Below are 25,966 nucleotides of genomic sequence, written 5' to 3' on the forward strand. Positions count from 1 at the left end.
AAATTCCTACTGAATGTCAATAATAGCGTTTTCGCCCTTTTTAACATTTCCATCTTTTTTCAATTCGACTTGTTGCCCTTGTTGTAAATTCGTAAAGACGATTGGTGTAATAATAGATGGTGCATTTTCTTTTACAAATGCAAGATCTACTTTTAATAATGGTTGTCCTTGCTTCACTTTATCACCTTGTGCTACAAGCGTTTCAAAGCCTTCACCATTTAATTTTACAGTATCAATACCGAAGTGGATTAAAATTTCTTTTCCACCTTCAGACTGAATACCAATCGCATGTTTTGTAGGGAATACATTTACAATCTCACCATTAACCGGAGAAACTACCGTTCCTTCTGTTGGCTCAATCGCGAATCCATCTCCCATCATTTTCCCTGAGAATACTTGGTCAGGTACTTCTGTAATCGGTAAGATTTTCCCTTCAATTGGTGAAATGATTGTTTCATTTCCATCAACTTGTTGAGTAGCTTCTTCCGCTTTTACAGGCTCTTCTTTTTCAACATGAGGTGTACGACCTGACATAATATCATGAATTTGTGATTTTAATGTGTCAGATTTCGGTCCGAAAATAGCTTGAATGTTATTTCCAACTTCAAGTACACCAGCTGCTCCAAGCTCTTTTAAGCGGTCTTTATTTACATTTTTTTGTTCGTTAACTTGAACGCGTAAACGAGTAATACAAGCATCTAACGAAGCAATGTTTTCTTTACCACCAAGTGCTACTAATACTTCACGTGGAAGTTCTCCTGCTTCTGTTTTCCCTGCGCCTTCATTAGCATTCGCTTCTTCACGACCAGGTGTTTTTAAGTTCCATTTACGGATTGCGAAACGGAATCCGAAGTAGTAAATAACTGCTAGTACAAGACCAACAATAATTACCCACCACCATGCCGTACGACCTGGTAGTACACCGAATAATATGAAGTCAATTAAACCACCAGAGAATGTCATACCAATTTTAACACCTAAAATTTGCATTGTCATAAATGATAGACCAGCGAATACTGCATGGATTCCAAATAATACTGGTGCTACGAATAAGAATGAAAATTCAAGCGGTTCTGTAATACCTGTTAAGAAAGATGTTAATGCAGCAGATCCTAAAATACCAGCTGCTAATTTTTTATTTTCTGGACGTGCTTCATGGTACATTGCTAAAGCTGCTGCTGGAAGACCGAACATCATGAACGGATACTTACCAGTTGTAAATGTACCAGCTGTTAATTCTACGCCGTCTTTTAACTGTGCCATAAAGATTTTTTGGTCACCACGGATTAATTCGCCAGCTGCATTTGTATACTGACCGAATTCAAACCAGAACGGTGAATAGAAAATATGATGTAATCCAAATGGAATTAATGAACGTTCAATTAAACCGAATATAAATGCTGCTATCGTTCTATTTGCATCAATCATTTGATGTGAGAACGTATTTAAGCCACCCTGAATGTATGGCCAAACGAAGCACATGATAATACCTACTACTAAAGAGAATGTTGCAGTTGCGATCGGTACGAAACGCTTACCTGCAAAGAAACCTAAGTATGATGGTAATTCAATGTTGAAGTATTTATTATAGCAATATGCCGCTACTATCCCGACGATAATACCACCAAACACTCCTGTTTGCAGCGTTGGAATTCCTAATACGTTTGCATATGCTGGATCTGAAAATCCAATTTTCACTGGATCTGTTCCAGTGCTTGTTACTTTCACTAGTTTATCTACTTCTAAGAACACACTCATCGTTTTGTTCATAATTAAGTAGCCGACGAACGCTGCTAAACCAGCTACTCCGTCTCCACCAGCTAAACCGATTGCTACCCCAACTGCGAATAATAGCGCAAGGTTAGCGAAAATAATATCACCCGATTGTTCCATAATTTTTGCAACCATTACGAACCAATCTGCTTTTAAAGCAGGGATAACATTTGTTAGTTGTGGATTTTGAAATGCATTACCAAATCCAAGTAAAATACCTGCTGCCGGTAAAATCGCTACTGGAAGCATAAGCGCTTTTCCGACTTTTTGAAGAACACCAAAGATCTTCTTAAACATGGAAACCCTTCCTCTCTTATCTATATTGATACTTTTCGACAAACGCCAAAAAGGCATGAGGAAAAAAAAGATAGAACGATAGCTATACAAAGGGTAGTATGTCCCTTTCTTTAGCTTACATTCCCAACTTTTCTCCACTCATGCCTGATCGAATCAGTAACACGTGTCAAAAATAGGATTACGTATAAGTTCACTATAATTAAAGCAAACGTTTTCGTTATTTACCTTAATGTGTTTGTCGAATTTTGTATAACTTTGCAATAGTTATTATACATAACTATTGTAAGCGATTCAATCATTTTTTTTAACGTTTTCATTTTAGACAAAAATATATGTCTTTTTACCCATGTTCTGCTTTCACTAATCGTTGTAAATGCATCGTTAAATAAATACTCTCCGCTTCATATACAGGAAGTTGCAATTCTTTCTGCATTACTTTGACTAGTTTCCACGCCAAATTATAACAAACTGGATATTCCAACTTTAATAAATCAGCAAAACTCTGTGCTTCTTCTACTTTTTCTCCTTTTTTCACCCGCTCAATAGCATATTGTAAATGGCGAATAAGGCGTAAATAATGAATGCTTTCTTGGTCTAATGTAATTTGTAGGCTTGTCTCAATTAAAGACACAAGTTGTGCAATAAGACGGGAATTTTGATTAACAGAAGATAAATCAGAGTTTGTAAGCGAGCTGTAAATGTGAAGTGCGATAAAGCCAACTTCCCCTTCTGGCAATGTAATTTGCAAACGAGAATTTAAAAGTTGCACAACGCCTTCAGCAATTTCATATTCCTCTGGATATAGCATTTTCGTTTCAACTAAAAAAGGATTATCTATTGTAAGTCCTTGTTTCAGTCTTTTAATTGCAAAAGAAATATGATCTGTTAAAGCGATATGAATATGTTCATTTAATGGAGACTCCGCTTTTTCTTGAATGTATAACATAATATCATTCATCAATTCAATTAGCTTTTCACTCACATGTGGCACTAAAAGTTTGTATTGTTCTCGATCACGTTCATTTTTTAAAACAAACATTTTCTCAATTTGTTCTTGCTCCAACACATCTTCAGCCTTTTTTCCAAATCCAATTCCTTTACCGATCACTACTACTTCCTCGTGTTCAGGATGGCTAGCAATGATGACATTATTATTTAAAACTTTTTTAATTTCTAGATAATTACTCATATAACACCACCCTCGTACTTAAATAGCCTACTTTTATGTTACAGAACATTCTTCTTTGTCGTCAATGTAAAACATCTACCATTTGATAAAAATTCATTTTTTAGACATGTTTGTATATGATGCGTATAATGTAAGAGCAACTGTACATAGAAAGGAGATAACAACATGATTAAAATGTTTGTAAGTGATATTGACGGTACAATGATGCAACATGGAGGTCTAATTGATGAACAAGATATTGTAGCACTTCGCAGTCTTGCCGAGCAAAATGTTATTCTTTGTTTCGCTTCCGGGCGACTTGATAATGAAATCGCAGACTTAATGAAGGCTGTAAATACAAATTTCCATCGCATTAGTGTGAACGGTGTTTTCGTATATACACAAGAAAATAAACAACTATTATCTGCAACATTCGATTCCAGTATTCTACCTGATTTGTTAGCAATGACAAATCAAGACCCTTATTTCCGTTATGTAAGTGATGAGCATAATTACTATATTGAAGAAAAGACACCTTTTATTCATGAACTCGAAAAACAAATAACAATGACTTCTGTTGAAGAACCAAATTTATTACAGAAAATCGATGATACAATTTTTCCAAATAAAATTTCTATCGGGGGAACAAAGGAAAACTTACAACTCCTTCAAAAAAAGATTGATGAAAAATTCCGTGGAAAAGTTAGTACTTTCATTTCAGCTGAACAATGTTTAGATGTAATGCCACCAAATATTAGTAAAGGTTCTGCTATTTCTGTTTTATTACAAGAGTTTCAAATACAACCAGAGGAGGTTGCATGCATAGGGGATTCTTACAATGATATTCCAATGTTTTCTTTAACTCCTCATAGTTTTGCTATGTCTCAAGCTGATGACGCGGTAAAAGAGCACGCTCACTATGTAGTAGCTGCTGTCAAAGATGCCGTTAACCAAGTACTTATTTATAATGAAGAAGCAAATAAAAATACGACTCGATCCTTATAAGGATGAGTCGTGTTTTTATTTCTTTACATGTTGAAAACATCAAAGTTCACTGTACTTCACAAACTGAAATATATTACTTGTTACGTGCGATGTTCGTAATAAACTTGTAACGATCCCCACGATAAATACATTTCACATACTCTAACGGTAACTCACCTTCTGAATATGACCATTGACGCATTACAAGTACAGGCGCCTTTTTAGGAATATGCAGATGTTCAGCTTCATTATCCGTTGCAATTGAAGCTTCAATTGATTGAGTAGCGCGAACAAGCTTAAAGCCCAGTTTTTTCTCTAAATGTTCATATAAAGATTGTTGCAATATTTCTTCGTTAATATCTTTCACAAGAGTTGGCGACAAATATGTCGTCTCAAATGCAATCGGTTCGTCATCAGCTAAGCGCGTACGCCTCACTTCATAAACCGATTCTCCCTCTTGTATTCTCAGCCGGTCTGCTATTTTAGCAGTAGCTGGAACTAGGCGGAAACTAAGTAACTGGCTGCTCGGTTTCATACCACGAGAAATCATATCTTCTGTGAATCCCGTCATTCCTTGCAACTTTTGCTCCACTTTCGGAAGTTGGACGAACGTTCCAATCCCACGTTTCCGGTATAAATAACCTTGTTCCACTAAGTTATTAATCGCCTGTCTGATTGTCATACGACTCACTTCGAACTTATCACAAAGTTCATTCTCAGATGGAATTTTATCTCCCGGCTTCCATTCGCCTTCCTCAATTAGCTGTTTCACCCACTCTTGAATCTGATAATAGATCGGAAATGGTGAATACTTGTCGATGTTCATCAGCAATCGCCTCACTGCATAAAGATAGAGCTTCTGGATCTGCGATTACGGTTACATTCGGATGACGTTGTAAAACTGTAGCAGGACACGCCTCACTATACTCACCTTGCAATAATTCTTTAATAGCTTCTGCCTTTTTAGATCCCATAGCAACAAGTAGAATTTGTTTCGCTTTCATAATACTTCCAATTCCCATTGTAATCGCATGAGTCGGCACATCTTCTTCATTTTCAAAGAAGCGAAGGTTTGCTTGGCGCGTAGATTCTGTTAATTCTACAATGTTAGTTGGAGAATTAAATGGTGTTCCTGGCTCATTAAATCCGATGTGACCGTTTTCACCGATTCCAAGAATCTGTAAGTCAACTGGGTTAGCTACTAGAATGCCTTCATAACGCTTGCACTCTTCCTCTAAATCACTTGCCATCCCATTCGGTACATAAGTTTGTTTAAATGGAAGATGATCAAACAACTGTTCTTGCATGAAATAGTGATAGCTGTTTTTATCTTCGTGTGGTAAATTTACGTACTCATCTAAGTTTACAGTGGTTGCATGACTTGTATCAAGTTTATTTTTTCGCATTTCTGCATAAATACCTAATGGAGAGCTTCCTGTAGCCATTCCTAAAGTTGGATTTTCTTTTGATTTTACAACCTCTTTAATTAACTTATAACCTGCTTCTGCTAATTCTTCTGGAGTTTTTACAACAAGAATATTCATCTAATTACTTCCCTTCCTTCATATGAATTCCTAAACGAACCGTATCATATACATGTAATTCTTCAGTCATAACAACAAAGTCTGCATCTTTACCTGCCGCTAACGCGCCTTTATTATTTAATCCAAACTCTTCTGCTTGGTTAACTGATGTCATCAACACTGCATCCTCGATTGAACATCCTGTAAATTCAATTACATTTCGGAAAGCTTGATCCATTTTTAAAATACTACCAGCTAACGTTCCATCTTCTAATCGGGCACTGCCATCTTTTACATGTACTGGCTGTCCGCCAAGCTCATATAATCCTTCTTCAAGACCTTTTGCACGCATTGCATCTGTAATGACACTTACTTTTTTCGGTCCTTTTAATTTATATGCTAATTTCACCATATCAGGGTGAATGTGAATACCATCTGTAATTACTTCAACCATTACATCTGGATTTAATAACACATGACCAACAACTCCTGGTTCACGATGATGTAATCCACGCATTTGATTGTATAAATGTGTTGCATGTGTAATTTTTCTATTTTTCAGTTGTGCATCAATCGCATCTGTATGCCCCATTGTGCCAACAACACCTGTTTCAGCAAGATACTGTTCAAACTCTAACGCACCTTCTTCTTCCGGTGCATATGTTACTAATTTAATTAGATTACCGCTTGCTTCCTGCCATTGTTTAAATTGCTCGATACTCGCAGGAACAATATGTTCAAGTGGTTGTGCACCCGCACGTTTTTTTGAAACATATGGTCCTTCTAAGTGAATATATTCGAAATGTGCTCCTTTATCTTTCGCTTCCTTCGCAGCACTTAGCGCCGCTTCAATCGCTTCTGGAGCTTGTGTCATTGTTGTTGGGAAGTAAGTTGTAACTCCTTCTTTTAACATTTCTTTACCAAGAGTTACTAATCCATCGCTATTTGCATCCATCGCATCAATATCGTATCCACCATGAATATGAACATCAATCATACCTGGAATCACAATCTTTCCTGCCACATCTAACACAGTTTCATTTTCTTGTGATACATATTGAGCCATCAAACCAATTTCTTTAACTGTTTCTGCGTAACGAATAAATCCGTTTTCCACTACTTCTTTACCTGTATAAATTTTGGCATTGATGACAACTTGCGTTTTCATTTTCATCGATCCTTTCCCATGAAATACCTACTTATTATTATTACCTTATTCGCCTAATTCCATCTTAATATACACACAAGTAGTTGTCTATACATTCTAATGAAATTTCCTCTTCGTTCAGCGAAAAAAGGAAATTGATTTCTTTTTCATTATAATATATATTATTCATTTTTTCCAAAATGGATAATAACCTCTTATATAATCAGTTACTTAAGTAATGGCATAAGACCGCTTGTCCCCATAGTAATATGTTCACCATCTGTTTCTATTTCTACAGTTCGCTTGTTTGTTCCGTATATCATTATACCATGCTGTTTTAATCGTCTTACTACACTTTGATGAGGATGCCCATATGGATTTCTACTCCCGTACGAAAGAATAGCGAATTGTGGATCTACTTTTTTTAAGAATGTTTCACTCGTTGAAGTATACGAGCCATGATGCCCAACTTTTAATACATCTGCATGTACATCAAATTGCCTTAATATTTCATTTTCCGTCCGTATATCAGCATCACCCATTAATAAAAAGTCCGCTTTACCATATCGAATCTTTAACACAATTGAGGACTCGTTATTCTCGTCTTTCGATTTACCATTGTTCAATACTTGTATAGAAACATGTGGATCTAGCGGTATGTATTGTCCTTCCTTCACTGAAATGAAAGGTATGCCCCTTTTTTTAATATTATTCCGATACGTATGATAAGTAAATGAACTATATGTTTTTCCGCTATCTAATACGAGTGAAACCGGCATTTGTTCTACAATTGGAATAAGTCCCCCTATATGGTCCATATCAGGATGAGTACTTACAATCACATCTAAATGATTAATTCCTTTTTCAATTAGTTTTTGAATAATAACCTCTCCCGCTTCATAAGGGCCCCCATCTATTAACATCGTTTGACCATTTGGCAATGTAATAAGTGTCGCATCACCTTGTCCAACTTTTAAAAAACTCACTTTCATTTTACCAAAATGTTGCCGATGCATATGTATAGAAGACGCAGTATGAATAGACATCATATATCTTTTAGCCGATGCGCTGTTTAACGAAAAACATAATAAAACAGAAACCAACAATAGAATACTCCGTACACCTTTCATAACTCGTCTCCTTTTTTCATTTAGTATGGCACGCTCTGTAATTGATATACAAAAAAAGCTTAGCAAAATGCTAAGCTTTTATTTTGATAATTCCTGTAAAGAACCAAAGAATAAATCTGCTTCATTCATTTGTTCATTTTCTTCCGAAAGAGGTGGTAAATCATCTAATGTTTTCAATCCAAACGTATCTAAAAATTCTTTCGTCGTTCCGTATAAAATAGGGCGCCCTGGCCCTTCCGCTCTTCCCGTTTCTTTTATAAGTAAGTGTGAAACTAACGTTTGTAATGCCTTGTCTGTTTTCACTCCTCGAATCTCTTCCATTTCTGTCCTTGTAATCGGTTGACGGTACGCAACGATTGCCAACGTTTCAAGAGCTGCTTGAGACAGTGAAGCCGTTGTTGGGGTATTTATTAATTTTTGATAGTATGCAGCATGTTCTTTCTTTGTTGCAAAACGATACACTTTTGCATATTGTACAATTTGCAGCCCTCGATTCGAGCCTTCACATTCTTTTTGCATTTCCTCTATACTGTTTATTACTTCTTCCACTTCAACTTCCAGAACTTTAGCTATCTGTTCCGGATAAATCCCTTCGTCACCTGCAACAAATAAAAGCCCTTCAATAATCGCTTTTTGTTCTTTTCTATCCATTTTACGAACTCCTTCCTCCTATTTTCCATAAAAATACACATAAAAAAACCGAATCACAGTAAATGCGTTCGGTTCAATATTTCTTCTCTCGTTCCAAACGATGCATTAAAACCTAACATAAGATAAAATATTTCTATCCCATCTTCACATGCTGGCTCTATACGGATTTATTAGAGCTTAACACGAAAATTTCATCAAAATTATGTTCTTGCTCAATTATGATTTGTTGATTTTTCATTAGCTCAAGAACCGCTAAAAATGTTACAACCATTATTTCACGTTCTTCATCAGCAAACAAATCATAAAAGCTTTGACGACCGCCTTTTACTTCTAACTGTTGTAGAATATCAGTCATTCGCTGTGCAATTGGTATTTCTTGGCGAGTAATTCGCGTTGTCACGGGGGTCTTTGCTTTTTTACGACGCATTAGCTTTTGAAATGCCGCTAACATATCATATAACGTAACATCAAGAGGTAAGCTTGTCTCCTCTTCTTGTTGAAATGATGTAAAATCAATTGGCGGACGTGTATATAGCTGTGCTCTTTCTTGTTCTCTTTCTTTTAACTCAGTAGCAACTTGCTTATATTTCTTATATTCAATTAACCTCTCCATCAATTCTTGACGAGGGTCATCTATAAAGTCTTCACCGTTATCAGGTACATCTTCTTCTTGTTTCGGTAACAACATTTTACTTTTAATTTGTAATAACGTTGCAGCCATTACTAAATACTCACTGGCAACATCTAATTGTAATTCTTTCATCGTATGGACATAAGATAGATATTGCTCTGTAATTTCCGCTACAGGAATATTATATATATCAATTTCGTAACGATGTATTAAGTGTAACAATAGATCTAAAGGCCCTTCAAAAGCCTCTACTTTAAAATTATACTGCACAAAGCATCCCACCACATTTTTTCTATAACAACATAAGTATAGAGCATACTCATGTTCTATCCAACCTTTTTAAGAAATTTAATTAAAAATAGACCTATGCCCATGTCATAATGCCCACCGCTTCATATGATAACAATGTAGTAAGAACAATGTAGGAGGTCAAAAAACTATGGGTCACGTTGATTGCGGTTTTAGCGGTGGGTTCGCATTACTTGTTGTACTGTTCATTTTACTAATCATTGTAGGAGCAGCTTGCTTCTGCTAATATGAAGCAATAAAGCGACTAGGGATATTTCCCTAGTCGCTTATTGTTAATATTTCTATGATACACTGTACATATAATCGTTAGACAGGAGCGAAAAAAATGTATCCTACCGAGTACATACAATTTTTAATTCATTTTCACGGAGACTATGATTACTTTGAATGTCATGAAATATTAGAAGAGTATTGGAAATTAAAACCTAGAGGAGAACGCGACAATTACTTAGTCGGTCTCATTCAAATTGCTGTTTCCTTATACCATCACAGACGATCCAACTGGAATGGTGCAGAGAAGATGATAAAAAGCGCAATAGCACTTTTAGAAAAGAACAGTGCGCCGTTACATCAATTAGGAATAGATCATAAACAACTTATATTCTTATTAAATGAAAGGTTACAATCTATCCACAAAAAGGAAATTTTCGCGCCGTTATTTTTACCATTATTAGACGCATCGTTAGAAAAACAATGCATACAGTTATGTAAGAAACAAAACCTCTCTTGGAAAGATGGGAACGTCATTCCTGGTGAATCCATCATAAATAAGCACACATTGCGTGATCGAACAGAAGTCATTTCTGAACGACACGAACAACTACAAAAAAGAAAGCAGAGATAATAAACTACTTATCCCTGCTTTCATGAATGTATATTTTGTTCAAGCTCTTTACACTTTTTGCAAAAACTTGCTGTTTGCTCATTTCCGCAAATTGTAAACTCAAGAAATTTACTCTTAAGCTCTTGAACCATCTTCGTCCCAATCCCCATATGGCGGTGAGACGGATTCACGCTCAAATGCTGAATTTCCAATACCTGATCTTCTTTTTTTATAATCCCCATTATCCCAACAAAATCTTCATTTTGTTTCCACAAATACAATTGCCAATCCTCTTTCGCTTCATACTCTTTCATTGTCAATTGTAATGTTTTTACATCTTTTTCAGTTGGCATAAATGAAAGAAGCCCCATTGCAATTTTTTCATAACTTTTTTTAAAACGAATTAACATAACCCTTATCCCTTCTTACAAAAGTTATAAACTATTTATCCCATCAATCACTCTTTTCATATCACATTCATTCTACAATATTTTTACCAGAGTGAGAAGAGGCTGAAACAACTTGATAATCATACAAAGCGTTAAGAAGAAAGTCAAATATATGTTTCCACGCTATTTCTTTCTATTATACCGCTCAAAAAAGAGACAATACTGTATAGGAACTAAAAGGAAAATCCCTTTCTCATCACATTTCACTTATTAACCACTTTTGAACAAAATAGTTCTACCAAAAGCAATATGTTAAGAGAAATACATTTATTGAAGCATATAATTCGTACTCCATCCTATGTATTTTATTAAAAGTGTGTTCTCATGAACAATATAATTTAACGTTAGTAGCCGTCCTATTTGTGTCATATACTTTAAAATATATACCAATTCCTGTTTATAGGAAGTAAAAAAAGAGAGCAAAATCGCTCTCTTTTTCTCATAACTTATTCTTCCCAAACTTTAACTTCTTTCATTACATCGCCTTGACGCATGTTTAATATCGTTTCAATACCGCTTGTTGCTTTACCGAATACAGTATGTACGCCATCTAAATGCGGTTGTGGCTCATGAACAACAAAGAATTGGCTACCACCTGTATTACGGCCAGCATGTGCCATAGAAAGTGATCCAACAAGGTGTCTATGAGGATTTCCATCAGTTTCACATGGAATAGAGTAACCTGGGCCACCTGCACCTGTGCCTGTTGGGTCTCCACCTTGACTTACGAAGCCAGGAATAACGCGGTGGAATGTCACACCATCATAAAATCCTTGCTCTGCTAATTTTTTAAAGTTTTCTACTGTTTTTGGTGCCTCTTCTGGGAAAAATTCTAAATCGATTTTTTCGCCATTTTCCATTAATATGTATCCTAAAGTTTTCATATGTATATGTCTCCTTTCAACTATCTCAGCACTATATTACCATATTCATGACGAGAAACAAAAAGAATCCGACAATCTGCATACTTCTTTTTCGAAATGTGGGAAAAGCTAGGTGACAAATTTTAAAAATATACTATAATAACTGTGTTGCCCGAAAATTTCAGAAAGAGAAAGGGAGCGATTTTTCGTGAAAGCGAAATTACTAGCTCTGCTATTAGCTGTAGCCGTATGTATTATGCCAACAGCTTCATTTGCAGACATCATTGAGGGAGAATCAATTGTTACACTAGGAGAAAACTTATCTGAACAACAAAAACAAGATCTGTTAAAAGAAATGAAAGCACCAAAAGATGCTACAATCATCACTGTGTCTAATGCGGAAGAACATAAATTTCTAGAAGGAATTGTTCCAAAAGCACAAATTGGTACAAGAGCAATTTCCTCTTCTATGATTACATACACAAAACCAGGGTCAGGTCTCATTGTACGCTCAAAAAACATTAATTCGATAACAGATGCAATGTACACAAATGCACTTATTACAGCAGGTGTGAAAGATGCAGAGATTCAAATTACTGCACCATTTAAAGTTTCCGGAACTGCTGCTTTAACAGGTTTAATGAAGGCCTATGAAACAACATCGAACAAAGAGATTCCAGAAGATGTTAAAAAAGTAGCCAATGAAGAAATGGTACAAACAGCAAAACTTGGTGATAAAATCGGTGAAGAAAAAGCAGTTCAACTTGTTGCAAAGATTAAAGAAGAAATTGCAAAAGAACAGCCAAAAACAACTGAAGATTTACGTTCATTAATTAAAAAAATTGCTGATCAACTCGGTATTACATTAACAGATGAACAGTTGGATAACTTAGTATCGTTATTTGATAAAATGAAAAACCTTAATATCGATTGGAACCAAGTTGGTAGCCAATTAGATAAAGCAAAAGACCATGTGTCTGCCTTCTTAGGATCTGAAGAAGGACAAAGTTTCCTAGATAAAGTAAAAGATTTCTTCTCTAGTATCATTGATTTCGTTAAATCTTTATTCAAGTAAAAAAGAAGCTCGCCGCTGGCGAGCTTCCTTTTTATACAAGTAACGGTAATTTCATAACAGCTTCTTCAACCGAACGAACAACATGATTTGCTCTCCCCTTCACATACGGATGAGCATGATGGAGGGTGAAGGAGTGCGGGGTTACTTCAAACATAGAAATATCATTGAAAGAATCTCCAATACATGCAACTTCCTTTGCTTCAATTTGTAAATGTTCCATTAATCGTTTCAGAGCGCTTCCTTTACTTACACCTCTTGGCATAATGTCAACATAGCGCTTACCCGATATAAAAACTTCCGCTTCGCTATGAAATGTATCTCGCAACTCTTGATCTAATGCTACAATTTTTTCTTCTTCTCCAAAAACAAACAATTTCGCAGGACGTACAGTCTTCCCAAATTCCTCTTCTAGTTCTTCGATTTCAGCAATATGCACTCCCATATACTCTTCAAAAGTATGATGATGTTTATTCTTCCTTTTTGTATATCGCTGCTCATTTGCACAAACAATATCTGCTAGTCCCTTTTTATGTATATATCGATATATTTCCTGGGCAACCCCATCTTCAAAACTCGATTCATGAAATAATTTTCCATCTGGTAGTATCATCGTCGCTCCATTTAAACTAGTTGTGTAATACGGGAACGAAAACCGTTTTACCGCCTCATCAATTCGGTGAGTAAAACGGCCAGAGGCAAAACAAATATTTGTCCCTTTTTCAGCTAGCCAACAAAGCGCTCGCTCATCTTCTTTTTGCATATCATTCACATTGTAAACGAGCGTATCATCTAAATCACTTACAAATAATTTAATCATGTCCTCTTCCCCTTTCATACACAATATCTACTCTAATTGTACAAAAAAAATGTTTGGTTTTTGTTAAAAAAATAATAAATTTTCAATAAAAAATAAGCGAGAGCATAATCCCGCTTATTTTTGTCTTCTTACATTTTGAGGTCTTACAATACTTGGACGCACTTTTAGACTAGACATAGTTGGACGGAGTAAAATTTTCGTTAACGCGCCCCAATCAAACGGTAAAAACGGCCATAAATACGGTGTTTGCAAGCTTTTTATAGATGTTAAAAATAGAGTCAATATCGTCATTCCAATGACAAATCCCATTTCATGAAATATACCCGTCAAAATAATAACAAATAATTTTCCAATCTTATTCCCAAGCCCTAACTCATAACTTGGCGTAGCAAATGATCCAATCATAGAAACCGCTACATACAAAATAACTTCTGGTACAAACAAACCTACATCAATTGCAATTTGACCAATTAATATGGCAGAAATTAATCCTGCTGCAGACGACAATGATGTCGGTGTATGAATGGCAGCCATCCTTAAAAATTCGAGTCCGATTTCCGCCATCAAAACTTGTAATAAAATTGGTAAATGCGTCATCTTATTTGGTCCAATGAAAGCAAGGCTTTCAGGCAAAAGAGTTGGATCAAATACAAAAACTAACCAAAACGGCAATAAGAATAACGAAAATATAACACCTAAAAAACGTACCCAACGTAAAAATGTACCTACAGCGGGATTTTGTCTAAACTCCTCTGCATGCTGTAAATGATGGAAATATGTTGTTGGCGTAATCATAACACTTGGTGATGTATCAACGAGCACTAGCACGTGTCCTTCTAATAGATGATTTGCTGCTACATCCGGCCTTTCTGTATATCGAATAAGCGGGAAGGGATTATAGCTTTGCTTGACTACAAATTCTTCTACTGTTTTATCCGCCATCGTAATCCCGTCTACATCAATGTTATTTAATTCTTGTTTTATAATCTTTACTAAATCTGGGTTTGCAACATCTTGTACATATGTAATACAAATATCCGTTTGCGATCTATCCCCTACTCGAATCATTTCATTTCGAAGACGTGGATCGCGTATTCTTCTACGAATTAACGCTGTATTTACAACGATATTTTCAACAAATCCATCCCTTGCACCGCGCACTACCTTTTCTGTATCTGGTTCTGTCGGTGTCCGCCCTGGATAACTACGAACATCTATTGCGAACGCTTCCGTTTCACCTTCCACAAATATAACAATGAGTCCTGATAATACTTGGAGCATTACATCATCCATCGTTTTTACTTTACTTACTTGTTGATGAATTAAACGATTCTCCAAAAGCTTTACTGTATCTTCTTCTACATCCCTTATTTCATTTGTATCCACCGCTTCTTCTAAAATAGGGATAATATAATTCGTATCACAAAGTCCATTTACAAATAACACACCAATTTCTTTATTTAAAATTTGAAATTTACGAATACCAACATCGTATGTAACACCTAGTCCAACTGTTTGCTTTAAGTAATTTTCATTATCACTTAAAAAAGATGAAATCGGGATATTCACTTTTTTAGGCTTCGTCATAAAACCCACTCCTTTCCAAAATTAATTGAATCGCTTTTCTAGTAATAGGTGATCCTCTCTCCCATTCATCATTTCCGCACATCTTGCCAATATCACCGACCCCCACAATGACAGGAACATTCAGATCATCTAAACAATAAATCGTATCCCCACTAATCCTACCAATGTCACCATCTGGGAGTCCAAATTTATCAACGCCGTATTCTGTCAAATTCCCATTCCGATCTACACTTACATCTACACGTGCCCATTCCCAATGATGTGTATTAGATGCTACTGCTAAAATACCCAGTACATCAACTTGTTTATGTGTTGCGACATACTTTAACGCCTTTTCACCAGATCCTTCTCCTATAAATCCGCTGTCATCAAACATGACAAATACAGGGTCATATGGCGTTTGCATAATAAGCTCAACAACTTTCTTCCCTGTCAATTTGGTCGGATTACTTTGCGATGCTGAAATACACCTTCCCCCAAACTCCTTTGTTAACAGCTCAATTGTCCGCTTTGCATATTCATCTCCATCTGTGACCAAAACAACCCTTCGTCTCATTTGATTTATCCTTTCGGTTTACATATAAGTGCAACAAAAAATGAAAATAATATCGCTGCTGAAATCCCCGCAGACGTTAAGCTAAACATACCGATTCCAATTCCTAAATATCCATGTTTTTCTGCCGCATGCATTGCCCCGTGCAATAGTGAGTGTCCAAAACTTGTAATAGGGACTGTTGCCCCAGCACCTGCAAATTTTATAAGCTTATCGTACAATCCGAATCCGTCTAAAATAGCTCCGGCGACTACAAAAGTTGCCATTAAATGTGCCGGTGTTAACTTTGCGAAATCTAGCAACACTTGTCCAATTACACAAATAGCTCCTCCTACAAGAAATGCATATATAAAATCCACAATTCACTCTCCTTTAACGCTTTCAAACACAACACCATGCGCAATCGTTGGAATCGTTTCCTTCTGTTGCATCATCATGGGGCTTAATAGAGCTCCAGTTGAAACGACCAAAATTCTTTGTAAATTCCCTTTTTGCATTTCACGCAATAAATGTCCGTATGTTACAACAGCAGAACAAGCACAACCACTGCCCCCTGCAAACACTTCTTCTTGATTTGAATTGTAAATCATTAATCCACAATCATTGTATACATTCCCCAAATCATAACCTTCCTCAAGTAAAAGTTGTTTCGCAATTGGTGTCCCAACAGCTGATAAATCACCAGTAACAATAAGATCATAATCAGCTGCACTTCTTCTCAAATCTTCAAAATGCTGTTGAATTGTATGAGCAGCAGCTGGTGCCATCGCTGATCCCATATCTAAAGGATTAGCAATTCCTAAATCTTGTACTTTACCAATTGTTGCTGCTGTTATTTTAATTGCACTCTCCTCATTGCTAATTAATATTGACCCTGCTCCGGTAACAGTTGAGTTTGCTGTCCCTGGCTTTTGTCCTCCGTATTCTGTTGGGTAACGAAATTGTCTTTCAGCCGTCGCATTATGACTACTTACTGTAGCTAAAATACGATTCGCAAATCCACCATCTATAAAAGCTGATCCAACCGCCAAAGTTTCCATTGACGTCGCACAAGCGCTGAACATCCCTAAAAAAGGAATACCATACTCACGAGCAACATAATTTGCTGTCACTGTTTGGTTTAATAAATCTCCCGCTAAAAAAAAATCAATTTGCGATTTTTTTATATTCCCTTTTTGCATCGCTTGTTGAATTGAGTCTGACATTAACCTTCGTTCAGCAAGTTCCCAGTTTTCCTCTCCGCAATGTAAGTCAGAATATGAAATATCAAAATCCTTTCCAAGAGGGCCTTCAGCTTCTTTCGGACCGACAGCAGTACCAGTTGCATTCACGAAGATATCATTTTGAAATACCCACGTTTGTTTTCCTGTCAATCTCATACCCACCCCTCCTTTAAGACATTAAAATTTGAAATGTATATCTTATTAACCCGATAATATATGCACCTACGACTCCAAATACAATGACACTTCCTGCAAGCTTAAACATGTTAGTAGCGATTCCTAGAACAATCCCTTCACTCCTATGTTCTAGCGCAGCACTCGCCATAGAATTCGCAAATCCAGTAACCGGTACTGCTGATCCCGCCCCAGAAAACTGCCCGATTTTATCATATACACCACACCCTGTTAAAATCGCTGATAGTAAAACAAGAGTTGCAACTGTAGGGTTTCCTGCCTCTTTCTCACTAAAGTGAAAGTAATGTATATAAAATTTCATCAACACTTCTCCCGCCGTACAAATGAGTCCACCAACAAGAAATGCCTTCACACAATTTATGAAATAGTTCGGTTTTGGATGGTACTCCTTCACTTTATTTATGTAATCGTCCTTCAATTTTCGCCCTGCCATATACATTGCCTCCTACTTTACGAAATAAATCCAGTGAAACAACGAGCCTATTACTTTCCCAAGTACAAGAGCAACGAGTAAAACAACAATTTTCCCCTCTACCCTTACTCGTTTCGCTAAAATAGGTAAAACGTTTAACACTTCCGTTAACGCCGCAGCGAGCATTCCAATGAATGTGCCACAAAATATCCCTAATATAACAAGCCAATATTGTGACGTTTGAAATGTAATATTTTTCAAACTACACCAAGCCCCTGCTAAAGTACCTGCAATGACCGCCCACTCAAAATATTGAATATGCTTTCCACTTCTCGTTAATTGAGCTAAACGAGGGATTATACCAAGTACAGCTAAAAACGCGACATATCCGCTACCTACTGCAATCCCTCCAGCTAAACCAATTAATACAACAAATGCACACTCAATCATCAGCAATCTGTTTCATATTATCCTTGTTTTCATGAACAATTACATATTGATCAAGCGACTGCTGATATTGAAACATCTCAACTTCTAACGGGCTCGGCTCTTCATTAATTCTCTTTTGAAATACATGATTAAAAAATAAGACCATACCTAATCCAAGACCTAATGAATAAGGAATTTGAAATAAAAGTGGTTGCGCCTTAAATTCTCCAGTAATCATGTAATATAACCGTTGGTGTACTTGTTGCATACTTACATCTTCATGGAAATAAATGATCGCAAGGGCCGCTCCAATAAAAAGTAACAACCATACAAGTCCGAAGAAAACTGGATGCACTTTCTTTTTTTCGTATATAATTTCAACAAGAGTTTGTCCAGAACCAAGTAAATTAATTTGTATGTGAGCCGCTTTTTGTTGAATAATCTCAATCACTTTCATAACATCAATTACAACATGTGTTTTATCATGCGCTGTTATTTTGTAGACTATCTCATTTTGTAACGACTCAACTACCAAAGAATCTCCGACAAGTTGAGCAACATCGCTCAGCTTTACTTCATACGTAGGAGACACTTTTAAACGGTTGCGCATTTTAATATAAATCGTTTGTTCCAATTTTCATTCACCCCTTCACTCTTCCTCGTAGTTGTAGTATGGTTATTGGAATTTTTTCTAATACAATTTTTTCATAAAAAAAACATCTGTACCATTTCGGTACAGATGTTTTTAGCTTATGCCTTTTTCTTAAATAAATTTGCAATACTTAATGCAAGTCCTCCCCAAATGACTACCATACCTATAACCATCATCATAATCGCTGATCCGCTCATCATGAAACACCTCGGTCCTTCCATTCTTTTTCAAGCTGGGCAGAGTCTGAATGTATTTGTGCATTCCATTTCTTCAGACTAATGACTAGTGCAACTATAAGAAACGCTGCCGCTATCGACCAACCATACGTTACAACAAACTCTGTTGGATAACCTCCGTAGTTCTTTTTAATGTTTTCGATTGTACCATCAATTAGCATATACCCTAACATAAGTGGAGTAATAACGAGTAAACTCACTCTCCAAAACGTTCCTAACTTTATATCAGATACAAAGTTTGCATGATTTTGATAAACTGGTAAACGGCGCAAGATTAGTCCTATTGTAACTACTTCAACTAGTGCAATTGTAATCAATCCAAAATTGTTAGCGAAGTAATCAACAACATCTAGGAACATAAGTCCACCACGCGTTGCAAAAACAAGAGAAACTAATACTAATAGCGTTCCCATAATTCCAATCGTCTTTTGACGACTCAAACCGAATTTTTCAGATACAGCGGCAAAGCATACTTCTGCAAGTGAAATGAGTGATGTAATTCCAGCAACAGTTAGAGATAAGAAGAATAATACACCAAATAACGGCGACATCGGTAACTCATTAATAATTTGCGGGAATACTACAAATGCAAGTCCTACGCCAGCACTAGCTACTTTATCAACCGGTACCCCCATGTTATTTGCCATAAATCCAAGAGCTGCAAAGACACCAATACCTGCCAATAATTCAAATCCTGAATTTGCAAATCCTGTAATAAAAGCATTATTTGTTGTATCTGAGTTTTTCGGTAAATAACTAGAATACGTAATCATAATTCCGAATGCTAAAGATAAACTAAAGAAAATTTGACCGTAAGCAGCAAGCCATACTTTCCCATCAAAAATACGACTCCAATCTGGTTTAAAGAATGCATCTAGCCCCTGCATCGCACCTTCCATCGTCACTGCACGAACAACGATAATAAGGAACATAACAACTAGTAAAGGAATAAAAATGCGGTTAACAACTTCGATCCCTTTTTTAACTCCTTTAAACGCAACACCAAGCACAATAATCCAAACGAGAGCCAATGGAATTAATACTTCTGGTACGAGCCCCCCGAATTGTCCTGGCTTATCTGCAACATGTAAATATTCTTTAAATAAAAATGATTGCGTGTCTTTCCCCCATGCTCCAGTAATTGCAAAGTACGTATACGAAATAGACCAAGCAATGATTACAGCGTAATATGTTGAAACAATAAATGTCACACACATTTGCCACCACCCAATAAATTCAGCACGTGGATGAATACGGAAGAATGTAAGTGGCGCCGAACCACGATGACGATGCCCAAGAGCAAACTCGAACGCTAACAATGAAATACCAGTCGTTAATAATGCAAATAAGTACGGTAAAAAGAATGCGCCTCCCCCGTTTTCATACGCTGTATAAGGAAAACGCCATATATTCCCTAGTCCAACAGCGGAACCGATTGCTGCAAAAATAAATCCAGCCCTCGTCCCCCATTGTTGCCTCGTTTCCATGTTTCCTTCCCCCTTTGTGACAAGTTCATACTTGGATTATAGTTTAAATTAACTAAATTATCAATAAATTCTGTAAATTTTTTAGCGATAGTTGGAATCTTCTCCTTTTCGTGAAAATAAAAAAATCGAATAGATAGCTATTCATCTATTCGATCTTTCATCTGTTTTAATATTTTCTTTTCAAGTCTTGAAACCTGTACTTGCGAAATGCCTATGCGCTCCGCTACTTCTGATTGAGTTTGGTCTTTATAATAGCGTAAATATACAATTAGACGTTCTCGTTCATCCAGTTCTTTAATTGCTTCTTTTAAAGCAATTTTATCAAACCATTTCGTTTCCGATTGATCTGCAATTTGATCTAAAATAGTAATTGGATCTCCATCGTTTTCATACACAGTTTCATGTATCGACGAAGGAGCACGACTCGCTTCTTGCGCCAGAACAACTTCTTCCGGCGTTAGTTCAAGAGCCTCTGCTACCTCATTAATCGTTGGAGCCCTTCCAAATTCTTTCGAAAGCTCGTCTCTCATCTTCCGAACTTTGTTGCCTGTTTCTTTTAAAGATCGACTTACTTTAATTGATCCATCGTCACGTAAAAATCGTTGTATTTCACCAATAATCATTGGAACTGCATATGTTGAAAATTTCACGTCGAAAGATAAATCAAATTTATCTACCGATTTTAAGAGCCCAATACATCCAATTTGAAATAAATCGTCTGGTTCGTACCCTCGATTAAGAAACCGCTGCACAACCGACCATACGAGACGCATATTACTTTGAACGATTGTATCTCTCGCTTGTTGATCTCCATCTTGACTTTTTTGAATTAACGCTTTTAGCTCGTGGTCCTTTAACTGAGGTTTCTTCTTCTCATTTCTGACCTCTATGTCCATTGGCTATTCTCCTTAATTGCATAGAGCGTTACTATTTGATAAGTATTTTGTCAAATGGATTGTTGTCCCGAAAGATTCGTTTGAAATAACCTCTACTTCATCCATAAAATTTTCCATGATAGTAAATCCCATTCCGGAACGCTCTAATTCAGGTTTAGTTGTAAAAAGGGGTTGTCTTGCTTCATCTAAGTTAAAAATACCAATCCCTTCATCTCGAATCGTGAGTTTCACCATTGCCTCTTCCAAAATCACTGAAATATAAACAACACCTTCTGCATTTCCTTCATACCCATGAATAATTGCATTTGTAACCGCTTCTGACACAACTGTTTTAATCTCTGTTAGTTCTTCCATCGTCGGGTCTAGTTGTGCAATAAAAGCAGCTACTGTAACACGAGCGAATGATTCATTCTGACTTAAAGCTGAAAATTGAAGGTTCATTTCATTTCTCATTTATGCCACCCCCAACGTCGCGAGCGCATGCGCTTCACTTTCTTCTAAACGAACAATTTTGAATAGACCTGACATTTCAAATAAACGTTTAACAGGCGGTGAAATTGCACAAACAACCATCTCTCCACCTAATCCCTTTACATGTTTATATCGGCCTAATATAACACCTAAACCGGAACTATCCATAAATGTTAAGTTCTCTAGGCTCAAAACAATATGATGAACACCATGTGTCTCAATCATATCTGTTACTTTCGTTCGCAACTCTTCAGCAGTATGATGATCTAATTCACCCTCTAACCTCACACATAAGACGTCACGTTTTACTTCTAAATGCATGGAAAGACTCACACGATTTCCTCCTTATGCTCAAACTTTACTCATTAACATAAGAGTTTCGTGATATAAAACAAGAATCCTTCCTACTGACAAAAGAAGAACTATTTCGTCATAAAGTGAAACCTTTCAGCAATTATCCCCGTGAATACGAACAGAAAAGCGGCAAAATTCCCACCGCTATTTTGATGTTGAAAACATCCCAAAACTTCTTTTAAATAACTCCCACCAGCTCGCTGCAGCAACATCTTCTTTTGCTACAATTGTTTGTTTTAATAAAACATCTTTATCTTTTTTAATAACGAGTGTACCAAGTGCATCACCTTTTTTAATCGGCGCTTTCACTTTCTTTTCAGCGACTACTTCTTGTTTAACTTTGTCCATATTTTCACCCTTCTTCATAAGAAGAGACACATTGTCCGACGCAACTAAATCTACTTTTTCTTTCTTACCTTTTCCTACTTGTACAGTCTTAATTTTTTCGCCACGTGTATACAATTTCTTTGTCATATATTGTCCAAATGCATAGTCAAGCAGTTTCGTCACTTGATTGTTCCGCTCTTTTGATGTAGGTGCGCCCATAACAACTGAAATAACACGCATTCCATTTTTTTCAGCTGATGCTGTTAAACAATACTTCGCTTCCGTCGTAAAGCCCGTTTTCACTCCATCTACTCCAGGATAAAAACGTACTAACTTATTCGTATTAACGAGCCAAAATTTCTTATCCGTATTTTCACGTAAATAGTCTTCATATTTACCTGTATATTTTCGAATAAGTGGATACTTCATCAATTCTTTCGCCATAATAGCCATATCATTCGCTGTGGAATAATGATTTTTCGCTGGCAGACCTGTCGGATTTTGAAAATGTGTATTTTTCAGTCCTAAATCTTTCGCTTTTTTGTTCATCATATTTACGAATCCTTCTTCTGAACCAGCGATATGCTCGGCTACTGCAACAGATGCATCATTTCCAGATGCGATTGCAATGCCCTTTAACATTTCATTTACAGTCATCTCTTCCCCAGGTTCTAGAAAAATTTGTGATCCGCCCATTGAAGCTGCGTGTTCACTCGCTCTAACTTTATCGTTTAGTTTTAGTTTTCCTTTTTCAACTTGTTCCATAATTAATAGCATTGTCATAATCTTTGTCATACTAGCAGGTGGCAACTTTTCATTCGGATTTTTATCAAATAAAACTTTACCTGTATCTTGCTCAATTACGATTGCTGACGATGCTTGTTCCGCTAACTTCGGCGTGGTTTCTTCTGTTTTTTCCTGCTTCGTTTTCTCAGATTGTGCGAAACTAACTGAAGTACCAGAAAGCAATAATATGAAACAAACAAGTATTCCAAAAACTCGCTTCATGACTAACCCTCCATTCTATATCAAACTTATTTTTTCCAATTTATTCATTTTTAATACCATATTTTTCTATCATTTTCAGTTGACAAATACATTCATTGCTTATATTGTATTAAGTGTATTATACGTAATAGTACACTTAATGCTCATCAGGAAGGAGACATTGCTCTTGCATATTCAAATTGATCCAAGAAGCAACACTCCGATATGGGAACAAATTGTTCAAAATATAAAAGAGCTCGTATTAAAAAACATGTTAGCTCCAAGTGATAAGCTCCCTTCTGTACGCGAGCTCGCTTCTTTGCTCGTTATAAATCCAAATACAGTAAGCAAAGCTTATCAAGAATTAGAGCGACAAGGGATTATTGAAACATTACGAGGAAAAGGAACATTTGTATCTCAATCGATTACCCCAACATTAGACGAAAGGAAAATCGCTATGGTTGAAAAGCAATTTCATCAATTACTACTAGAAGCCTCTTATCTTGGGATTACGAAAGATAAAATTCATAACTGGATAGATTCATACTATAAAGAGATTGGAGGGAATGCAGATGCTGAAAGTGACAAACTTGAAGAAAACAATTGATAACCAAACGATTTTAGACGATGTTTCTTTCACATTACAAAAAGGTAGTATCGTCGGATTGCTCGGAAGAAATGGCGCGGGGAAAACAACTTTATTACGAACGATGGTCGGTATTTTAGACCCCGATGAAGGAACTGTTACATATGAGGATACAGATGTTCATAAGCATCCTGAAATGAAACAAAAAGTTGTATACGTTCCAGATTCTACTAACATATTAAACGGATATACAGTGAAGGAAATCGTGAAGTTTTATAAAGCAGTTTATACAGCTTTTGATGAACCATATTTCTATGAACTGTTAGAACGTTTTAATTTACCAAATAAAAGAATTCGTAGTTACTCAAAAGGAATGAAAGCACTGCTTGCGATTATTTTAGCTTTCGCTGCAAAAGCAGAATATATCATTTTAGATGAGCCGACAAACGGGCTGGATCCTATCGTTAAAAGACAGATTTTACAATTTCTCGTTGGAGAAGTTGCAGAAAAAGAGATTACCATTTTCATCTCAACTCATCATTTAGATGAAGTCGAACAAATTGCAGATACAATCATTATATTAAAAGGCCATACCGTATCTTCTATTACATCACTAGATGATGCAAAATCACAATTTGCTAAAATACAAGTTGCTTATGAGCGTTCATTACCTCAAAAACTAGAAAACTTAAGCAATATAAAAATATTAAACCAAACCGGAAAAGTATATACGATTTTAATAGAAGGAAATGTTGCTGCAACGCTTGAAAAATTTTATAAAGAGCAACCAATACTCATTGAAGAATTAACAATGTCACTTGAAGATGTCTTCGTTACGACACTTGAGGAGGATGGGTATGTTTCATAAGGCGTTGTGGATGTGGAACTGGAAACGCGGGAAATATGCTGTTTTACTCTTTTTCTTTAGTTCACTTTATCTTTTATCTTTCGGATACTATAAAGCAGCCGAGCGACAACTTGCTGAATATCACGATTTGCAAGAAAAGGGAACGTACTATTATTTCTATTCTTTTGGATTTGGGGAAAGTAATAGCGTTTGGTTAACTGTTCTTATCATTGCTTTAGCTTGTTTATTGATGGGCTGGGAACGTAGTAACCAGTCTAATACTTTACTTATGACGATGCCATTTAAAAGAAAAGATGTTTTTTTATCTAAATGGGCTTTTGGTTCATTTTGTATTGTAGGCTCATTACTTATAAATTGGATCCTTATGTATGTTATTTATAGAACAACCATTCATTTTGATTATCAATCATTTGGACCATTTCATCGATACTTTCTTTATGCAATTGTCTCTTATGTTGCAGTATATACAGCTGCATTATGTATCGGTACTTTTACTGGAAGCGTTGTTTCGCAAGTCGTTTTTTGTATTCCGTGGCTTCTAATGGAGCTTACATTTATTCCATTAGTGTACACTTTTACAATAAACCATTTACATGCTACAGATAATAGAAATAACAACTTGTATGAACAACTTCATGAAATCAATCAAAAAACAAATATAGTTGCACCAATATATAATTTTACGATTCGTTACCACTATGATCCAAAATCACGTAAGAAAGAAAACGATTCAACCACTTTAAGAGATCCGGCAAATCATACGTATTATTCAGCTAAGTCAGTGCTAGTTCCTATTTTGTATACAATATTTTACTTACTACTTGGCGCATATTTATATACACGATCGCCAAATGAAAACGCTCAAAAAATATTTATTTTCCAAAAACATTTACGCATATGGATATGGGGGACAACCATTTACTTTGCATTACTAGGTGGCTATAAAATAAATCAATTTAATTTCTTACTTAACTACTATATCAGTTTGCTTCTCGCTGGAATCATTACTTATTTTGTACTATCACGTCTAACAAATTATAAAGTTTTTTAAAGGAGGGGGCCT

Annotated in this window: 31 protein-coding genes; 7 read left to right on the plus strand and 24 right to left on the minus strand. The window is 36.1% G+C overall.

Features of this window, described 5'->3' with window-relative positions; all coding sequences use genetic code 11:
• Positions 1–6 precede the first annotated feature (6 nt).
• Together ptsG and glcT are read right to left on the minus strand one after the other, a co-directional pair.
• Positions 7–2,070 (minus strand): PTS glucose transporter subunit IIABC, encoded by a 2,064-nt coding sequence (gene ptsG / locus FT637_RS02410; protein ID WP_193644991.1) that lies wholly within the window; start codon positions 2,068–2,070, stop codon positions 7–9.
• Between the two features lie 340 nt (positions 2,071–2,410).
• Positions 2,411–3,259: a glucose PTS transporter transcription antiterminator GlcT gene (gene glcT, locus FT637_RS02415; RefSeq protein WP_193644992.1), complete on the minus strand. Its 849-nt coding sequence runs from the start codon at positions 3,257–3,259 to the stop codon at positions 2,411–2,413.
• 165 nt (positions 3,260–3,424) lie between these two features.
• Between glcT and FT637_RS02420 the strand changes: the two genes are divergently transcribed.
• Complete coding sequence (locus FT637_RS02420; protein ID WP_193644993.1) at positions 3,425–4,243, plus strand: HAD family hydrolase; 819 nt, start codon at positions 3,425–3,427, stop codon at positions 4,241–4,243.
• Positions 4,244–4,316: 73 nt separating this feature from the next.
• Here the strand turns inward: FT637_RS02420 and phnF are convergent, their stop codons facing one another.
• The 6 genes from phnF to FT637_RS02450 form a co-directional block, all read right to left on the minus strand.
• A complete protein-coding gene (gene phnF, locus FT637_RS02425) occupies positions 4,317–5,048 on the minus strand; it encodes a phosphonate metabolism transcriptional regulator PhnF (RefSeq protein WP_078172874.1) in 732 nt (243 codons plus the stop codon).
• Entirely contained in the window at positions 4,978–5,766 is a 789-nt protein-coding gene (nagB, locus tag FT637_RS02430; RefSeq protein ID WP_002033913.1) for a glucosamine-6-phosphate deaminase, read from the minus strand. The genes phnF and nagB overlap by 71 nt, the downstream gene beginning before the upstream one ends.
• Before the next feature lie 4 nt (positions 5,767–5,770).
• A complete protein-coding gene (gene nagA / locus FT637_RS02435; RefSeq protein WP_193645513.1) occupies positions 5,771–6,913 on the minus strand; it encodes an N-acetylglucosamine-6-phosphate deacetylase in 1,143 nt (380 codons plus the stop codon).
• Between the two features lie 206 nt (positions 6,914–7,119).
• Complete coding sequence (locus FT637_RS02440) at positions 7,120–8,022, minus strand: ComEC/Rec2 family competence protein (RefSeq protein WP_193644994.1); 903 nt, start codon at positions 8,020–8,022, stop codon at positions 7,120–7,122.
• A 78-nt stretch (positions 8,023–8,100) separates the two neighbouring features.
• Positions 8,101–8,673, minus strand: coding sequence for an SMC-Scp complex subunit ScpB (gene scpB / locus FT637_RS02445; protein ID WP_002088435.1), 573 nt, complete (start codon positions 8,671–8,673; stop codon positions 8,101–8,103).
• A gap of 157 nt (positions 8,674–8,830) precedes the next feature.
• The gene (locus FT637_RS02450; protein WP_002088436.1) at positions 8,831–9,574 is read right to left on the minus strand and encodes a segregation/condensation protein A; all 744 of its coding nucleotides are present in this window, start codon (positions 9,572–9,574) and stop codon (positions 8,831–8,833) included.
• Between the two features lie 169 nt (positions 9,575–9,743).
• Between FT637_RS02450 and FT637_RS02455 the strand changes: the two genes are divergently transcribed.
• Both FT637_RS02455 and FT637_RS02460 read left to right on the plus strand, forming a co-directional pair.
• Positions 9,744–9,839, plus strand: coding sequence for a YjcZ family sporulation protein (locus FT637_RS02455; protein WP_000510194.1), 96 nt, complete (start codon positions 9,744–9,746; stop codon positions 9,837–9,839).
• Between the two features lie 99 nt (positions 9,840–9,938).
• Positions 9,939–10,457 carry a DUF309 domain-containing protein gene (locus FT637_RS02460; RefSeq protein WP_193644995.1) on the plus strand — a complete coding sequence of 173 codons (519 nt, stop codon included), beginning with the start codon at positions 9,939–9,941 and terminating at the stop codon, positions 10,455–10,457.
• A 20-nt stretch (positions 10,458–10,477) separates the two neighbouring features.
• Here FT637_RS02460 and ribT read toward each other — a convergent pair whose 3' ends face one another.
• Complete coding sequence (ribT, locus tag FT637_RS02465; RefSeq protein WP_000908403.1) at positions 10,478–10,846, minus strand: GNAT family N-acetyltransferase RibT; 369 nt, start codon at positions 10,844–10,846, stop codon at positions 10,478–10,480.
• A 485-nt stretch (positions 10,847–11,331) separates the two neighbouring features.
• Complete coding sequence (locus tag FT637_RS02470) at positions 11,332–11,769, minus strand: peptidylprolyl isomerase (RefSeq protein ID WP_193644996.1); 438 nt, start codon at positions 11,767–11,769, stop codon at positions 11,332–11,334.
• Between the two features lie 187 nt (positions 11,770–11,956).
• On the opposite strand from FT637_RS02470, the gene FT637_RS02475 reads away from it, so the two are divergent.
• Complete coding sequence (locus FT637_RS02475) at positions 11,957–12,823, plus strand: DUF1002 domain-containing protein (protein WP_193644997.1); 867 nt, start codon at positions 11,957–11,959, stop codon at positions 12,821–12,823.
• Positions 12,824–12,854: 31 nt separating this feature from the next.
• Here the strand turns inward: FT637_RS02475 and FT637_RS02480 are convergent, their stop codons facing one another.
• From FT637_RS02480 to dacF, 14 genes are all read right to left on the minus strand, one after another.
• Positions 12,855–13,658, minus strand: a complete 804-nt coding sequence (locus tag FT637_RS02480) for a Cof-type HAD-IIB family hydrolase (RefSeq protein WP_193644998.1) — start codon at positions 13,656–13,658, stop codon at positions 12,855–12,857.
• A 96-nt stretch (positions 13,659–13,754) separates the two neighbouring features.
• Positions 13,755–15,227: a spore germination protein SpoVAF gene (spoVAF, locus tag FT637_RS02485; RefSeq protein ID WP_193644999.1), complete on the minus strand. Its 1,473-nt coding sequence runs from the start codon at positions 15,225–15,227 to the stop codon at positions 13,755–13,757.
• On the minus strand, positions 15,214–15,783 hold the full coding sequence (locus tag FT637_RS02490) for a stage V sporulation protein AE (protein WP_193645000.1): 570 nt from the start codon (positions 15,781–15,783) through the stop codon (positions 15,214–15,216). Before FT637_RS02490 ends, spoVAF begins: the two co-directional genes overlap by 14 nt.
• Before the next feature lie 5 nt (positions 15,784–15,788).
• Complete coding sequence (gene spoVAE, locus FT637_RS02495) at positions 15,789–16,139, minus strand: stage V sporulation protein AE (protein WP_002014916.1); 351 nt, start codon at positions 16,137–16,139, stop codon at positions 15,789–15,791.
• Between the two features lie 3 nt (positions 16,140–16,142).
• Positions 16,143–17,159 (minus strand): stage V sporulation protein AD, encoded by a 1,017-nt coding sequence (spoVAD, locus tag FT637_RS02500; protein ID WP_193645001.1) that lies wholly within the window; start codon positions 17,157–17,159, stop codon positions 16,143–16,145.
• A gap of 13 nt (positions 17,160–17,172) precedes the next feature.
• The gene (gene spoVAC / locus FT637_RS02505) at positions 17,173–17,631 is read right to left on the minus strand and encodes a stage V sporulation protein AC (protein ID WP_002067042.1); all 459 of its coding nucleotides are present in this window, start codon (positions 17,629–17,631) and stop codon (positions 17,173–17,175) included.
• Positions 17,632–17,643: 12 nt separating this feature from the next.
• Positions 17,644–18,060: a stage V sporulation protein SpoVAB gene (gene spoVAB, locus FT637_RS02510; protein WP_193645002.1), complete on the minus strand. Its 417-nt coding sequence runs from the start codon at positions 18,058–18,060 to the stop codon at positions 17,644–17,646.
• Complete coding sequence (locus tag FT637_RS02515) at positions 18,053–18,673, minus strand: stage V sporulation protein AA (RefSeq protein ID WP_193645003.1); 621 nt, start codon at positions 18,671–18,673, stop codon at positions 18,053–18,055. Before FT637_RS02515 ends, spoVAB begins: the two co-directional genes overlap by 8 nt.
• A gap of 116 nt (positions 18,674–18,789) precedes the next feature.
• Positions 18,790–18,888 carry a methionine/alanine import family NSS transporter small subunit gene (locus FT637_RS02520; RefSeq protein WP_000016829.1) on the minus strand — a complete coding sequence of 33 codons (99 nt, stop codon included), beginning with the start codon at positions 18,886–18,888 and terminating at the stop codon, positions 18,790–18,792.
• Positions 18,888–20,414, minus strand: a complete 1,527-nt coding sequence (locus FT637_RS02525; protein WP_193645004.1) for a sodium-dependent transporter — start codon at positions 20,412–20,414, stop codon at positions 18,888–18,890. The genes FT637_RS02520 and FT637_RS02525 overlap by 1 nt, the downstream gene beginning before the upstream one ends.
• Before the next feature lie 137 nt (positions 20,415–20,551).
• The gene (gene sigF / locus FT637_RS02530; RefSeq protein ID WP_193645005.1) at positions 20,552–21,310 is read right to left on the minus strand and encodes an RNA polymerase sporulation sigma factor SigF; all 759 of its coding nucleotides are present in this window, start codon (positions 21,308–21,310) and stop codon (positions 20,552–20,554) included.
• A gap of 12 nt (positions 21,311–21,322) precedes the next feature.
• Complete coding sequence (spoIIAB, locus tag FT637_RS02535; protein WP_001243400.1) at positions 21,323–21,763, minus strand: anti-sigma F factor; 441 nt, start codon at positions 21,761–21,763, stop codon at positions 21,323–21,325.
• Positions 21,764–22,114 carry an anti-sigma F factor antagonist gene (gene spoIIAA / locus FT637_RS02540; protein ID WP_002088460.1) on the minus strand — a complete coding sequence of 117 codons (351 nt, stop codon included), beginning with the start codon at positions 22,112–22,114 and terminating at the stop codon, positions 21,764–21,766.
• 165 nt (positions 22,115–22,279) lie between these two features.
• Positions 22,280–23,470, minus strand: a complete 1,191-nt coding sequence (gene dacF, locus FT637_RS02545; protein ID WP_193645006.1) for a serine-type D-Ala-D-Ala carboxypeptidase DacF — start codon at positions 23,468–23,470, stop codon at positions 22,280–22,282.
• A gap of 166 nt (positions 23,471–23,636) precedes the next feature.
• Here dacF and FT637_RS02550 point away from each other — a divergent pair, with 166 nt between their 5' ends.
• Genes FT637_RS02550 through FT637_RS02560 form a run of 3 tightly spaced genes read left to right on the plus strand, consistent with a single transcriptional unit; the run spans position 23,637 to position 25,954 of the window.
• The gene (locus tag FT637_RS02550; protein WP_193645007.1) at positions 23,637–24,056 is read left to right on the plus strand and encodes a GntR family transcriptional regulator; all 420 of its coding nucleotides are present in this window, start codon (positions 23,637–23,639) and stop codon (positions 24,054–24,056) included.
• On the plus strand, positions 24,022–24,903 hold the full coding sequence (locus tag FT637_RS02555) for an ABC transporter ATP-binding protein (RefSeq protein ID WP_193645008.1): 882 nt from the start codon (positions 24,022–24,024) through the stop codon (positions 24,901–24,903). The genes FT637_RS02550 and FT637_RS02555 overlap by 35 nt, the downstream gene beginning before the upstream one ends.
• On the plus strand, positions 24,893–25,954 hold the full coding sequence (locus tag FT637_RS02560; RefSeq protein ID WP_193645009.1) for an ABC transporter permease subunit: 1,062 nt from the start codon (positions 24,893–24,895) through the stop codon (positions 25,952–25,954). The genes FT637_RS02555 and FT637_RS02560 overlap by 11 nt, the downstream gene beginning before the upstream one ends.
• The last annotated feature ends 12 nt before the right edge of the window (positions 25,955–25,966 follow it).

The sequence above is a fragment of the Bacillus cereus genome (assembly GCF_015071065.1).
Taxonomy (GTDB): Bacteria; Bacillota; Bacilli; order Bacillales; family Bacillaceae_G; genus Bacillus_A; species Bacillus_A cereus_BA.

Excerpts from the sequence above, each read along its gene's own strand:
- ptsG (WP_193644991.1), bottom strand. The coding sequence starts at position 2,070 with ATGTTTAAGAAGATCTTTGGTGTTCTTCAAAAAGTCGGAAAAGCGCTT.
- glcT (WP_193644992.1), bottom strand. The coding sequence starts at position 3,259 with ATGAGTAATTATCTAGAAATTAAAAAAGTTTTAAATAATAATGTCATC.
- FT637_RS02420 (WP_193644993.1), top strand. The coding sequence starts at position 3,425 with ATGATTAAAATGTTTGTAAGTGATATTGACGGTACAATGATGCAACAT.
- phnF (WP_078172874.1), bottom strand. The coding sequence starts at position 5,048 with ATGAACATCGACAAGTATTCACCATTTCCGATCTATTATCAGATTCAA.
- nagB (WP_002033913.1), bottom strand. The coding sequence starts at position 5,766 with ATGAATATTCTTGTTGTAAAAACTCCAGAAGAATTAGCAGAAGCAGGT.
- nagA (WP_193645513.1), bottom strand. The coding sequence starts at position 6,913 with ATGAAAACGCAAGTTGTCATCAATGCCAAAATTTATACAGGTAAAGAA.
- FT637_RS02440 (WP_193644994.1), bottom strand. The coding sequence starts at position 8,022 with ATGAAAGGTGTACGGAGTATTCTATTGTTGGTTTCTGTTTTATTATGT.
- scpB (WP_002088435.1), bottom strand. The coding sequence starts at position 8,673 with ATGGATAGAAAAGAACAAAAAGCGATTATTGAAGGGCTTTTATTTGTT.
- FT637_RS02455 (WP_000510194.1), top strand. The coding sequence starts at position 9,744 with ATGGGTCACGTTGATTGCGGTTTTAGCGGTGGGTTCGCATTACTTGTT.
- FT637_RS02460 (WP_193644995.1), top strand. The coding sequence starts at position 9,939 with ATGTATCCTACCGAGTACATACAATTTTTAATTCATTTTCACGGAGAC.
- ribT (WP_000908403.1), bottom strand. The coding sequence starts at position 10,846 with ATGTTAATTCGTTTTAAAAAAAGTTATGAAAAAATTGCAATGGGGCTT.
- FT637_RS02470 (WP_193644996.1), bottom strand. The coding sequence starts at position 11,769 with ATGAAAACTTTAGGATACATATTAATGGAAAATGGCGAAAAAATCGAT.
- FT637_RS02480 (WP_193644998.1), bottom strand. The coding sequence starts at position 13,658 with ATGAAAGGGGAAGAGGACATGATTAAATTATTTGTAAGTGATTTAGAT.
- spoVAF (WP_193644999.1), bottom strand. The coding sequence starts at position 15,227 with ATGACGAAGCCTAAAAAAGTGAATATCCCGATTTCATCTTTTTTAAGT.
- FT637_RS02490 (WP_193645000.1), bottom strand. The coding sequence starts at position 15,783 with ATGAGACGAAGGGTTGTTTTGGTCACAGATGGAGATGAATATGCAAAG.
- spoVAD (WP_193645001.1), bottom strand. The coding sequence starts at position 17,159 with ATGAGATTGACAGGAAAACAAACGTGGGTATTTCAAAATGATATCTTC.
- spoVAC (WP_002067042.1), bottom strand. The coding sequence starts at position 17,631 with ATGGCAGGGCGAAAATTGAAGGACGATTACATAAATAAAGTGAAGGAG.
- spoVAB (WP_193645002.1), bottom strand. The coding sequence starts at position 18,060 with ATGATTGAGTGTGCATTTGTTGTATTAATTGGTTTAGCTGGAGGGATT.
- FT637_RS02520 (WP_000016829.1), bottom strand. The coding sequence starts at position 18,888 with ATGAGCGGATCAGCGATTATGATGATGGTTATAGGTATGGTAGTCATT.
- FT637_RS02525 (WP_193645004.1), bottom strand. The coding sequence starts at position 20,414 with ATGGAAACGAGGCAACAATGGGGGACGAGGGCTGGATTTATTTTTGCA.
- sigF (WP_193645005.1), bottom strand. The coding sequence starts at position 21,310 with ATGGACATAGAGGTCAGAAATGAGAAGAAGAAACCTCAGTTAAAGGAC.
- spoIIAB (WP_001243400.1), bottom strand. The coding sequence starts at position 21,763 with ATGAGAAATGAAATGAACCTTCAATTTTCAGCTTTAAGTCAGAATGAA.
- dacF (WP_193645006.1), bottom strand. The coding sequence starts at position 23,470 with ATGAAGCGAGTTTTTGGAATACTTGTTTGTTTCATATTATTGCTTTCT.
- FT637_RS02555 (WP_193645008.1), top strand. The coding sequence starts at position 24,022 with ATGCTGAAAGTGACAAACTTGAAGAAAACAATTGATAACCAAACGATT.
- FT637_RS02560 (WP_193645009.1), top strand. The coding sequence starts at position 24,893 with ATGTTTCATAAGGCGTTGTGGATGTGGAACTGGAAACGCGGGAAATAT.